General features: G+C 70.6%; 10 protein-coding genes. 1 reads left to right on the top strand and 9 read right to left on the bottom strand.

From position 1 onward, the window contains the following. The first annotated feature begins 16 nt into the window (after positions 1–16). Positions 17–1,354, top strand: coding sequence for a UDP-N-acetylglucosamine 1-carboxyvinyltransferase (gene murA, locus ABT009_RS00500; protein WP_351287764.1), 1,338 nt, complete (start codon positions 17–19; stop codon positions 1,352–1,354). Positions 1,355–1,594: 240 nt separating this feature from the next. Here murA and ABT009_RS00495 read toward each other — a convergent pair whose 3' ends face one another. The 9 genes from ABT009_RS00495 to ABT009_RS00455 all read right to left on the bottom strand — a co-directional run bounded on the left by ABT009_RS00495 (position 1,595) and on the right by ABT009_RS00455 (position 12,166). Beyond that, positions 1,595–1,876, bottom strand: a complete 282-nt coding sequence (locus ABT009_RS00495) for an HU family DNA-binding protein (RefSeq protein WP_067273695.1) — start codon at positions 1,874–1,876, stop codon at positions 1,595–1,597. 361 nt (positions 1,877–2,237) lie between these two features. Continuing rightward, positions 2,238–3,671 (bottom strand): NAD-dependent malic enzyme, encoded by a 1,434-nt coding sequence (locus ABT009_RS00490; protein WP_351287761.1) that lies wholly within the window; start codon positions 3,669–3,671, stop codon positions 2,238–2,240. Between the two features lie 429 nt (positions 3,672–4,100). Further along, a complete protein-coding gene (locus ABT009_RS00485; RefSeq protein ID WP_351287758.1) occupies positions 4,101–6,398 on the bottom strand; it encodes a HelD family protein in 2,298 nt (765 codons plus the stop codon). A gap of 115 nt (positions 6,399–6,513) precedes the next feature. After that, positions 6,514–7,365, bottom strand: coding sequence for an anti-sigma factor family protein (locus ABT009_RS00480; RefSeq protein ID WP_351287755.1), 852 nt, complete (start codon positions 7,363–7,365; stop codon positions 6,514–6,516). Then, positions 7,362–7,883, bottom strand: a complete 522-nt coding sequence (locus ABT009_RS00475) for a sigma-70 family RNA polymerase sigma factor (protein WP_351288563.1) — start codon at positions 7,881–7,883, stop codon at positions 7,362–7,364. The genes ABT009_RS00480 and ABT009_RS00475 overlap by 4 nt, the downstream gene beginning before the upstream one ends. Positions 7,884–8,071: 188 nt before the next feature. After that, a complete protein-coding gene (locus ABT009_RS00470; protein WP_351287752.1) occupies positions 8,072–8,704 on the bottom strand; it encodes a CGNR zinc finger domain-containing protein in 633 nt (210 codons plus the stop codon). 79 nt (positions 8,705–8,783) lie between these two features. Further along, the gene (locus ABT009_RS00465; protein ID WP_351287749.1) at positions 8,784–9,326 is read right to left on the bottom strand and encodes a GNAT family N-acetyltransferase; all 543 of its coding nucleotides are present in this window, start codon (positions 9,324–9,326) and stop codon (positions 8,784–8,786) included. Positions 9,327–9,404: 78 nt separating this feature from the next. Then, entirely contained in the window at positions 9,405–10,544 is a 1,140-nt protein-coding gene (locus tag ABT009_RS00460; protein WP_351287746.1) for a uroporphyrinogen-III synthase, read from the bottom strand. Between the two features lie 239 nt (positions 10,545–10,783). Next, positions 10,784–12,166 carry a nitrate/nitrite transporter gene (locus ABT009_RS00455; RefSeq protein ID WP_351287743.1) on the bottom strand — a complete coding sequence of 461 codons (1,383 nt, stop codon included), beginning with the start codon at positions 12,164–12,166 and terminating at the stop codon, positions 10,784–10,786. Positions 12,167–12,320: the final 154 nt, after the last annotated feature.

Genomic DNA, 12,320 nt, shown 5'->3' with positions numbered 1-12,320 from the left:
TCGGAACGCGAGATTCATGACGGTCACTGACGATGTCCTGCTTGTTCACGGCGGAACCCCGCTGGAGGGCGAGATCCGTGTCCGCGGCGCGAAGAACCTCGTGCCGAAGGCCATGGTCGCCGCACTGCTCGGCAGCGCTCCGAGTCGGCTGCGCAACGTCCCCGACATCCGCGACGTCCGTGTCGTACGCGGTCTGCTGCAGCTCCACGGCGTGACCGTCCGCCCCGGCGAGGAGCCGGGCGAACTGGTGATGGACCCGTCGCATGTCGAGAGCGCGAACGTTGCGGACATCGACGCGCACGCGGGCTCCTCGCGCATCCCGATCCTGTTCTGCGGCCCGCTGCTGCACCGGCTCGGGCACGCGTTCATCCCGGGCCTGGGCGGCTGCGACATCGGCGGCCGGCCGATCGACTTCCACTTCGAGGTGCTGCGGCAGTTCGGCGCGCGGATCGAGAAGCGCGCGGACGGCCAGTACCTGGAGGCCCCGCAGCGGCTGCGCGGCACCAAGATCCGGCTGCCGTACCCGTCCGTCGGCGCGACCGAGCAGGTGCTGCTGACCGCCGTCCTCGCCGAGGGCGTCACCGAGCTGTCCAACGCCGCGGTCGAGCCGGAGATCGAGGACCTGATCTGCGTCCTGCAGAAAATGGGCGCGATCATCGCGATGGACACCGACCGGACGATCCGCATCACCGGCGTCGACAAGCTCGGCGGCTACACGCACCGTGCGCTCTCGGACCGCCTGGAGGCCGCCTCCTGGGCGTCCGCGGCGCTGGCGACCGAGGGCAACATCTACGTCCGCGGCGCCCAGCAGCGCTCGATGATGACGTTCCTGAACACCTACCGGAAGGTGGGCGGCGCCTTCGAGATCGACGACGAGGGCATCCGTTTCTGGCACCCGGGCGGCACGCTGAACGCCATCGCGCTGGAGACGGACGTGCACCCCGGCTTCCAGACCGACTGGCAGCAGCCGCTGGTCGTCGCGCTCACGCAGGCCACCGGCCTGTCGATCATCCATGAGACGGTGTACGAGTCCCGGCTCGGCTTCACGTCCGCGCTGAACCAGATGGGCGCGCACATCCAGCTGTACCGCGAGTGCCTGGGCGGCTCCGACTGCCGCTTCGGCCAGCGCAACTTCCTGCACTCCGCGGTCGTTTCGGGCCCCACGAAGCTGCAGGGCGCAGACCTGGTCATCCCCGACCTGCGCGGCGGCTTCTCGTACCTGATCGCAGCGCTCGCGGCCCAGGGTACGTCCCGCGTCCACGGCATCGGTCTGATCAACCGCGGCTACGAGAACTTCATGGAGAAGCTGGTGGAGCTGGGCGCGAAGGTGGAGCTGCCGGGCAGCACGCTCTAGAAGCCTCGCCGAGCCCCGCTCCGGCGGGCGCCGCTGTGGGCAATCGCGCCGCGCCGCTGTGGGCAGGCGTTCCCCAGGGCGATGGGGGTCCCCCCTGCTCGAGCGAAGCCGAGAGCTTGGGGGCACAGCGGCACCCCGCGACGGCGGGAGCCGCCAAGAGGCCCCCCGCCACCCACCACCAAGTTGCGCATGCGAAAGGGCGGCCACCCCCCGAGGGGGTGGCCGCCCTTTCGTATGGGCTTACTGGCCCTTGGCTGCTTCCTTGAGCTTGGAGCCCGCGGACACCTTCACGCTGTAGCCGGCCGGGATGTTGATCGGCTCGCCGGTCTGCGGGTTGCGCGCGGTGCGAGCGGCACGGTGCGTGCGCTCGAAGGTGAGGAAGCCGGGGATGGTGACCTTCTCGTCGCCCTTGGCGACGACCTCGCCGACCGTCTCGGCGAACGCGGCCAGCACCGCGTCGGCGTCCTTGCGGGTCACCTCGGCGCGGTCGGCCAGCGCGGCCACCAGCTCACTGCGGTTCATGTTTGTACTCCCGTGTTCTTCTTGCCGTTGAGGCGTGCCACGCGGCGGAGCCGCATGTTTGATGCGGCGAAGCCGATGCTGCCAGGGTCCTCGGTCGGTCCCCGGACCCGGGTCCGTAGCCAGACCCTCGCGCCCAGAAACGCATCCTGCCCCCACCTGCGGCGGGAAAGCCAATCCGGCACCCCTGGGAGTCACACGAAAAGCGCCACTGCCTCGAATTGATGACGCTCCGTCCACTCCCGACAGCGGACCGCAGGGCTCAGGCTGGCTGCCCGCCACCCTAGAGGGAGGCCTCAGGCCCCGCGTTCCACGACGCGCCGACTCTAATACCCCGGACTGACAACGCCCGGCCGCCGGTCGTTCAGGCGGTGGTGTTACCCGTCACAGCAACCCCGGCGGCCCTCGCGGCGTCGCGCACCGCTCCGGCGACGGCGCCCGCGACCTTGTCGTTGAAGACGCTCGGGATGATGTAGTTCGGGTTGAGCTCGTCCTCGGTGACGACGTCCGCGAGGGCGGTGGCGGCGGCCAGCATCATCTCCGTGTTGACCGTACGCGACTGGGCGTCGAGCAGGCCGCGGAAGACGCCGGGGAACACCAGCACGTTGTTGATCTGGTTCGGGAAGTCCGAACGGCCCGTGGCCACAACTGCCGCCGTCTGGCGGGCGATTGCGGGCTCGACCTCCGGGTCCGGGTTCGCCAGTGCGAACACGATGGCGTTTTCCGCCATGGCGGCCACGTCGTCGCCGTCGAGCACGTTCGGCGCCGAGACACCGATGAACACGTCGGCCTCGCGCACCGCTTCCTTCAGCGTGCCGGTGACACCCTCGGGGTTGGTGTTGTCCGCGATCCAGCGCAGCGGCGAGTCCGGGGCCGCGTCCACGAGGTCCGTCCGGCCGGCGTGCACGACGCCGTGGATGTCGGCGACGACGGCGTGCTTGACGCCCGCGGCGATCAGCAGTTTGAGGATGGCCGTACCGGCAGCGCCGGCGCCCGACATGACCACGCGCACGTCCTCGATCCCCTTGCCGACCACGCGCAGTGCGTTGGTCAGGGCGGCCAGGACGACGATCGCGGTGCCGTGCTGGTCGTCGTGGAAGACGGGGATGTCGAGGGCCTCGCGCAGCCGCGCCTCGATCTCGAAGCAGCGGGGCGCGGAGATGTCCTCGAGGTTGATGCCGGCGAAGCCCGGGGCGATGGCCTTGACGATCTCGACGATGGCGTCGGAGTCCTGGGTGTCGAGGCAGATCGGCCAAGCGTCGATGCCGGCGAAGCGCTTGAAGAGGGCCGCCTTGCCCTCCATGACGGGCAGTGCGGCCTTGGGGCCGATGTTGCCGAGGCCCAGCACGGCGGAGCCGTCCGTCACGACCGCAACGGAGTTGCGCTTGATGGTGAGGCGGCGGGCGTCCTCGGGGTTCTCGGCGATCGCCATGCACACGCGGGCCACGCCGGGCGTGTAGACCATGGACAGGTCGTCGCGGTTGCGGATGGGGTGCTTGGACGCCATCTCGATCTTGCCGCCGAGGTGCATCAGGAACGTACGGTCCGAGACCTTGCCCAGGACGACGCCCTCGATGGTGCGCAGCTTGCCGACGATCTCCTCTGCGTGCGCGGTGGAGGTCGCGGCGATGGTGACGTCGATACGGAGCTTCTCGTGCCCCGAAGCGGTGACGTCGAGGCCGGTCACCGAGCCTCCGGAGGACTCGACGGCCGTGGTGAGCTGGGACACCGCGGTTCCGCTCGCGGGCACCTCCAGCCGGACCGTCATCGAGTAGGAGACGCTGGGCGCCGTTGCCATGGCCGACTTCCTCTGCTTTCCCTTTGTGTCGCGTGTATCGCGTGCGCTGCCCGCGAGTCCACGGACAGCGTCATCCGATGGTGTCACCTACCGCCGAGTACGCGGTAGCCGCCTCGGATTGCGAACGTTTTGTTCTCACGGAAGACCGCTCTGACCTTACGAGAGCGGGCGGGCACTGTACGGCAGCGGGGTGCCCGGGAACGCGAAGATCAGTCCGTGGACGCAAAGATCCGTGGACGCGAAGACAAAGAGGTCCGCGCCACATCGTGGCGCGGACCTCTCGTACGTTCAGTGACACCGACCCGCCATGCTCGCCTCGCGGCAAGTGGTCGCTCTAAGCGACGAAGGTTGGGCCCGGGGGCTTGGATCGAGCCGGTGTCACGTCAACGGTAACAAACGATCCTCGTAAGGCAATTCCCGTCGCGCTCATCAGTCCCGGAGCAGATCCGGCATTCCGGAGGCGTCCGGCTCGTCCCGCTCCGCCGAGACGACCGTGAGCTGCTGCGTCGCGCGGGTCAGCGCGACGTACAGGACGCGCAGTCCGGCGGGCGACTCGTCGGCGATCTCCGCAGGTGAGACGACCACCGTCGCGTCGTACTCCAGTCCCTTCGCCTCCAGGCTGCCGAGCGCCACCACGCGCTCGCCGAGTCCGGCGAGCCAGCGGGCGGCCTCCCCGCGGCGGTGCATCGCGACGACGACGCCGACGGTGCCGTCGACCTGTTCCAGCAGGCGGCCGGCCTCGGCCCGGACGGTCTCCGCCATCCCTTCGCCGCGTACGACGGCGAAGCGGGGCTGTACGCCCGTCGAGCGGACGGCGGACGGCGCCTCGGAACCCGGCATGGCGAGGGCCAGGACGCGGGACGCCAGCTCGGCGATCTCGGACGGGTTGCGGTAGTTCACGGTGAGCGTGAAGCGGCGGCGGGGCCGGGTGCCGAGGGCCTCGTCGCGGGCCTCGGCGGCCTCGTCCGGGTTGGACCACGAGGACTGGGCGGGGTCTCCGACGATCGTCCACGTGGCGTGCCGGCCGCGGCGGCCGATCATGCGCCACTGCATGGGGGTGAGGTCCTGCGCCTCGTCGACGATGACGTGCGCGTACTCCGTACGCTCCTGGGCCAGCCGCTCCGCGCGCTCGCGCGCGGACTCCTCGCGGACCGGCATGAGCTCCTCCAGGCCCGTGAGCTGGTCGAGCGGGTCGAGCTCGCGCTTCTTGCGGGGCTTGGCGGGCGTTCCGAGGATCGCCTGGAGCTCGTCGAGCAGGGCCACGTCGTGGACGGAGAGCGCGTCGCGCCGCAGCGAGCGGGCGACCCTGCGCACGTCCCCCGGGTTGAGCTCGCGGCGCGCCCACCGGCCGAGGAGCTTCTCGTCGCCCATCGCCGTCAGGACACCGCGCGGGGTGAGCTCGGGCCACCAGGCGTCCAGGAACCCGATGAAGGCGTCCTCGGAGATGATGTCCTCGTCGAAGGAGGAGCGCAGCTCGGCGGCGAGCTCCGGGTCGGTGTGCCGGGATCCGGCGCCAGACTGCTCCCACAGGGCGTCGAGCAGCAACTTGCGCGCGCGGGGACGGAGCAGGTTGACGGGCGCGGTGCCGCCGAGAGCCGTACGGCGGATACGGCCGAGCTGCTCGCCCTCCAGTTCGAGCCGGCGCCCGAAGGCGACGACCCGCAGCCGGGTGGGCGGGTCGAGGTCCAGCGCCCCGCGCGCCGCCTTTCGCAGCACCCGGAGCATCCGCGACGAGCCCTTCACGCGGGCCACCGACGGCGAGTCGTAGACCGTGGCCTCGGCGCCGTCGACCAGCGAGCCCACCGCGCGGATCGCCACCTGGCCCTCCTCGCCGAGGGACGGCAGGACACCCTCCGTGTAGGCGACGAGCAGCGGCGTCGGCGAGACGATCAGGATGCCGCCCGCGTACCGGCGCCGGTCCTGGTAGAGCAGATACGCGGCGCGGTGCAGGGCGACCGCCGTCTTGCCGGTGCCCGGGCCGCCCTCGACGTACGTCACGGAGGCGGCGGGCGCCCGGATCACCAGGTCCTGCTCGGCCTGGATGGAGGCGACGATGTCCCGCATCGTGTGGGTGCGGGCCTGGCCGAGCGCGGCCATCAGCGCGCCGTCGCCGACCACCGGCAGCGCCTGGCCGTCCAGGTGGGCCGTCAGCTCGGGGCGCATCAGGTCGTCCTCGACACCGAGGACCTTGCGGCCCTTGGAGCGGATGACGCGGCGGCGGACCACCCGGCCGGGGTCGACGGGCGTGGAGCGGTAGAAGGGCGCGGCGGCGGGAGCACGCCAGTCGATGACCATCGGCGAGTAGTCGGCGTCGAGCACACCGATGCGTCCGATGTGCAGGGTCTCGGCGATGTCGGCCGTGTTGTCGGGCCGCACGGCGCCCTCGGCCGGCTCCACCGCCGTGTACGCGCCGTCGGGACCCTTCTGGCCGTCCTTGCCCCGCAGCAGGTCGATACGGCCGAAGAGGAAGTCCTCGAACTCGTTGTTGAGCCGGTTGAGGTGGATTCCGGCACGGAAGACCTGCGCATCCCGCTCGGCGAGCGCGCCGGGCGTGCCGACGTGACCGCGCTTGGCGGCGTCGTTCATCAGGAACTCGGCCTCGTGGATCTTCTCCTCGAGACGCCGGTACACAAGGTCCAGATGTTCCTGTTCGACGCCGATCTCGCGGTAGCGTACGGAATCGACAGCGGTATCTGCAGCCGAATCGACGGCTTCCTGCGCGGCCACCGAGGCCCCCTTCTGACGTGCTGGGCAGCCGTCCACCGTACGCGAAAGGGGGGCCTTGTGTGCACCTGCGTGCGCACATTCCTGCACAAACGTGCTGCGCAGACCGCCGGCTGTCCTACACGTCCACCTCCACCAGTCGCCTGCCGTCGAACGTTTCAACCTCGAAGTGGTCGATGTCGTTGCGGGCGAATGCGGCGCCGCCGTGCACGTACAGCGGGCTCTTGGCGGACTCGTGCGTGCTGCCTGGAACGCCGTATCCCCACTTCGGGACCGACCAGGTGGTCACCGTCTCGCGCTCGCCGTTCTTGCCGACGGCTATGAGGGAGCACTTCTCCGGGCCCTTGACGTTCTTCAGCTCCAGGACGGTGTGCGTGCCCCAGGCCTTCGTCTCCATGCCGATGGTGGCGGTGACCTTGGTCGACGCGTCCGTGGCCTGCACCTTTTCCGGCATGTGGTTGAAGAAGGCGTCCTCGGCCGGGCTGGTCGGATGCGGATCGGCCAGCGTGTTCGCGTCGTCGCCGTCCACCGCCATGACCGTCAGCGGGCCGCCGATGACCAGCGCGGCCGCTGCCGCCACCAGGTACAGGCCGCGCCTGCGCTTCACGGCGCGCCGGGCCGCGACCTCGTCGATGAGGCGTTCGGCGAGCTTCGGGCTGGGTTTGGCCGCGAGCTGTGCGCCGAGCTGCTGCCTGACGGGATCGCTCTGGGCGCCGGGAAGATCGGCGAGCGCCGCGAGCATCGGCTCCATCCCGGCGAGCTCCTCCAGCTGCTGCGCGCACCAGTCGCAGCCGGCCAGATGGGCCTCGAACGCGGTCGCCTCTGCGTCGTCCAGGATGCCGAGGGCGTAGGCGCCGACCGTCTCGTGCACGTCATCGGGCCCCTCGGGCCCGGGGGACCGCCCGGACGCGGGAGCCCCCGGAGACCCGGGCGATCCGAACCCGGACCCGTACGCGTCGTACGCGCTCATGCCGTCACCCCCCGCTCCTCCAGCGCCAGCTTCATCGAGCGCAGCGCGTAGAACACCCGCGAGCGCACCGTGCCGCTGGGTATGCCGAGCGTCGCGGCCGCCTCATTGACCGTACGCCCTTTGAAGTACGTCTCGACCAGTACCTCTCGGTGAGCCGGGGTCAGGTCCTCGAGCGCGTCCGAGAGTGTCATCAGCCACAGCGCCTTGTCGATCTCGTCCTCCGCGGGGATGACCTCCAGCGGCGACGGGTCGACCTCCTGCGGCCGGGCCTGCCGGCTGCGGTGACCGTCGATGACGATGCGCCGGGCGACCGTCACCAGCCAGGGGCGTACCGAGCCGGTCGCACGGTTGAGCTGACCGGCGTTCTTCCAGGCACGGATGAGCGTTTCCTGCACGACGTCCTCGGCGCGCTGCCGGTCCCCCGCGACCAGCCTGAGCACGTATGCGAGGAGCGGACCGGCGTGCTCCCGGTAGAGGACGCGCATGAGCTCCTCGTCGGGTTCCGCGGGCTGGGACATGCGATGTCGTGCCCTGGGCGGACGTTCATCGGCCACGGCGGAATCCTTGCGCACGCCTACCTCCGGTGTCCCCGAATCGACTGGGGCTGCCCAGCCGGTGCTGCCCAGCCGGTCGCTCACCATCGGGGTACGTAGTCGGACGGCGTTGTGTTCAAGGCTCCGTCAAAGGAATTCCACAGACTGGGTGTTCAGGCCCGCGCGAGTGCCGCCCGGCGGCGGTGCCGGGCCACGCGTTCCCGGTTGCCGCACGCCTCGCTCGAACACCAGCGCCTGCGCCGGCCGCGCGACGTATCGAGGTAGATGAGGGGGCAGTTGTCGCCCTCGCACTGGCGCAGCCCCGCTCGGGCGACCGGGTCCGTCAGCAGCTCGACGGCATCGCGTGCGATGGCGGCGAGGAGCGCGGTGCTACCGGGGTCGGCGTGCAGGGCCCGCACGAGAGTGCCGTCCTCGGCGCGGACGGCCCTGGGGGCGGGCGGGGCCCAGCGGGCGAGTGCGTTGACGCGTTCCAGGGCGCCGCCCGCGTACCGTCCGTCGAGTTCGCCGCGCACCAACTGGCCGACGTGGAAACGAAGTTCGTGGAACGCCGCGAGCCAGGAAGGCTCGGCCTCGCTCAACGGCGTACTTGCGGGGACGAGCCCCGCACCCGCACACCAGGTGCGCAACCGTTCAACGGAGCTGAGCCGCTCCTCGGGATGCGCCGTCGCCAGCAAGTCCAGGCAGATCCGCCCGGCGTCGAACCGCGGCTCGTGCGGGGACGGAGCCGCGGCCGGCGCCGGGGACGTACGGGTGGCTGCGGCCACACTGGTGGCGCCTGATGCCATGAGCCTGTCACCGCCTCGGGGATACCGGTGAGTGCCGTATCCCTACAGTGCCTGCCCCGGCGCGCCGCCGGAACCCCTGCTACCGGTCCGAGTGGCTCGGGATCCCGGGCGGGTGCTCGTCGTGCAGGATCCGCTGGAACAGGTGGTGGTCACGCCAGGCGCCGTTGATGTGGAGGTAGTTGGGAGCGGTGCCGATGCGTTCGAAACCGCATTTCGTGAGGACGCGCTGCGAGGCGGTGTTGTCGGTCAGTGTGCCGGCCTGGATGCGGTGCAGACCCAGTTCGTCGCAGGCGGCACGGCACACCTCCTCGACCGCGCGGGAGGCCAGGCCCCGGCCGACGTACCGCGCGTCGATCCAGTACCCGAGACTGGCGCTGCGGAACGGCCCGAGCACGATGCCGGTCAGATCGGCGCGCCCGACGACGAGCGGCCCGTCGGTGACGATCCACCGCGCACTCCCCGCCTCGGCGAGCCGCGCGGCCTGCCCTTCGGCGGTGTAGAACTCCTCGCTGCGATACGGCTCCGTGGGCCGGAGGCGCTCCCGGTTGCGTACCTGTGCGTCGGCGAGCACCTGGACGTCTTCAGGGGTGGCGCGCCGTATCCGTATTCCGTCGCTGATCATCCTCGTACGGTACGACGGCGGGCGCGCCGCTGCGGGCGGTCGCGGTAACGAACCACCCCGCCCTTACGCGTCCGAGACTTACGCGTCCGCGTACTTGGAGTCCGCCGCCGGGTCCAGCGCCAGCCGGTACCCCCGCTTGACCACCGTCTGGATCAGCTTCGGTGTGCCGAGGGCCGTGCGCAGTCGCGCCATCGCCGTTTCGACCGCATGCTCGTCGCGGCCCGCGCCGGGCAGGGCACGCAGCAGGTCTGCGCGGGGCACGACCCATCCCGGACGCCGTGACAGCGCACGCAGCAGCGACATCCCGGCGGGCGGCACGGGGCGCAGACAGTCGTCCACCATCACCGCGTGGCCGCGGATCTCCACCCGGTGCCCCGCGATGGGCAGCGTACGCGCGCGGGCGGGCAGTTCCTGGCAGAGCAGCTGTACGAGAGGGCCGAGCCGGAAGCGCTCCGGCTGGACGGTGTCGATGCCGCTAGCCTGCAACGGCAGCGCCGTGACGGGGCCGACGCAGGCGGGGAGCACGTCGTGGTTCAGGGCCGCGAGCAGTTCGGGCAGCAGGCCGCGGCTCTCGGCACGGGAGAGCAGGGAGGCGGCGGCCGGCGCACTGGTGAAGGTGAGCGCGTCCACGCCCCGCGAGACGGCGAGGTCGAGGAGCCGGTCGACGGGCGCTATGTCCTCCGGCGGCATCCACCGATAGACGGGTACGCCGACGACCTCCGCGCCACCCTCCCGAAGCGCCTCGACGAAGCCGGGCAGCGGCTCGCCGTGCAGCTGCACCGCGATCCGGCGCCCGTCGACACCCTCGCTCAGCAACCGGTCCAGCACCTCGGCCATCGACTCGGACGACGGCGACCACTCCTCGGTGAGCCCGGCGGCCCGTATGGCGCCCTTGACCTTGGGGCCGCGGGCGAGCAGTTCGACGCCGCGCAGCCGGTCGAGCAGGGCCTCGCCGAGCCCCCACCCGTCGGCGGCCTCGACCCAGCCGCGGAACCCGATGGCGGTGGTGGCCACCACCACGTCGGGCCGCTGGTCGATCACGTCCTTGGTCGCGGCGAGCAGTTCGCTGTCGTCGGCGAGGGGCACGATGCGCAGCGCGGGCGCGTGCACGACGGAGGCTCCGCGCCGCTGCAGCAGGGCGCCGAGCTCGTCGGCACGGCGTGCGGCCGTCACCGCGACGGTGAACCCCGCGAGGGGTCCTTCCTTGTGGTCGAACATTGGCTCTCGTCCCGAGCTCTAGTGGTTCACCGGCGGCTGTCAGTTGTTCCTCCGGGCTTCACCGAGCCTGCCAACAGCCCGTGACAGGCTCGGATCGTCGTCATGTCGTCCGTGTTACGTCACCGCGGATCCCGTACAGACCGGCGGCGGGCCCAGGTCCCGGCCGCCGGTGCGGCCGGGACCTGATGCCCGCGGCGTCAGCCGCCGATGTCGACGTCCCCCGGGATGGCGCGGTTCCGTCACACCTCCGCGTAGCTGAGCTGCGGCTTCGTCTCGGACGTCGCCGCTGCGGGCGATGCGGTGGCGGCCGGACGGCGAAGGTATACGGCCCAGGTCACCGTGAAGCACACCGCGTAGAAGACGAGGAACGCTACGAAGGCGCCGGTGCCGGTGCCCGACGTCATGAACGACTGCCGGAAGGCGAGGTTGATACCGAGACCGCCGAGCGCACCGACCGCACCGATCAGGCCCATCGAGGCACCGGACAGCCGGCGCCCGTAGGCCGCGGCCTCTTCCCCGGTCAGCCCCTTCTGCACGGCCTTGGCGGCGAAGATGCCCGGGATCATCTTGTAGGTGGAGCCGTTGCCCAGGCCCGTCAGGACGAAGAGCGCGATGAAGGCGGTGGTGAACAGCGGCAGCGACTTCTCCATCGAGGCCATCACGATGACGGCGGTGGCCGCGGCCATGCCGACGAAGTTCCAGAGCGTGATGCGGGCGCCGCCGTACTTGTCGGCGAGCCAGCCGCCGAAGGGCCGGATCAGCGAGCCGAGCAGCGGGCCGATGAAGGTGACCGACGCGGCCTGCAGCGGCGTACGGCCGAACTGCGTCTGCAGCACGAGACCGAAGGCGAAGCTGTAGCCGATGAAGGAGCCGAAGGTCCCGATGTAGAGGAACGACATGATCCAGGTGTGCGCGTCGCGGACGGCTTCCTTCGCCGCGCCGGTGTCGTTCTTGACGGACGCGATGCTGTCCATGAAGAGCGCGGCACACACCGCGGAGACCAGGATGAGCGGGATGTAGATCCCGAGCAGCACCCGCGGACCGCCTGACGCACCGATGACGCCGAGGGCCACGAGCTGCACGACCGGCACACCAATGTTGCCGCCGCCGGCGTTCAGACCGAGCGCCCACCCCTTCTTGCGCAGCGGGAAGAAGGAGTTGATGTTGGTCATGGACGAGGCGAAGTTACCGCCGCCGACGCCGGTGAGGACCGCACACAGCATGAACGTGGTGTACGAGGTGCCGGGCTCCATCACCACGAACGCGGCGATCGTCGGCAGGAGCAGCATCGACGCCGCGATGATCGTCCAGTTCCGGCCGCCGAAACGGGCGACGGCGAAGGTGTACGGAACGCGGACGAACGCCCCGACGAAGGTGGCCATAGCCACGAGGAAGAACTTGCCGGCCGGATCGATCCCGTACTCGGGCCCCATGAAGAGGACCATCACGGACCACAGGGTCCAGATCGAGAATCCGATGTGCTCGGACAGGACGGAGAAGATCAGGTTGCGCCGTGCGATGCGCTCCCCGGTCTCCTTCCAGAAACCCTCGTCCTCGGGGTCCCACTGCTCGATCCAGCGGCCCCCCTTGCGTGATGCGGTGGTGGTGCTCGGGGCTGTCATCTCACGCCTCCACGTATCTCGGCTGATGAGCCCGAAGGTAGGGATGGCGCGTTTCCGGCCCTGTGGCTGTGGGTGACCGCCGGGGAACTTTGCTCTCACCCCGGGCAGGACGGGTCGGTGAGGGTTTTGCCGTGGATCATGACGGCTTGACCGT

The organism is Streptomyces sp. NPDC002896 (assembly GCF_040295225.1).
In the GTDB taxonomy this organism is placed as follows: Bacteria; Actinomycetota; Actinomycetes; order Streptomycetales; family Streptomycetaceae; genus Streptomyces.
Note: the sequence above shows the minus strand (reverse complement) of the source record. Positions and strands in the feature narration are given on the sequence as shown.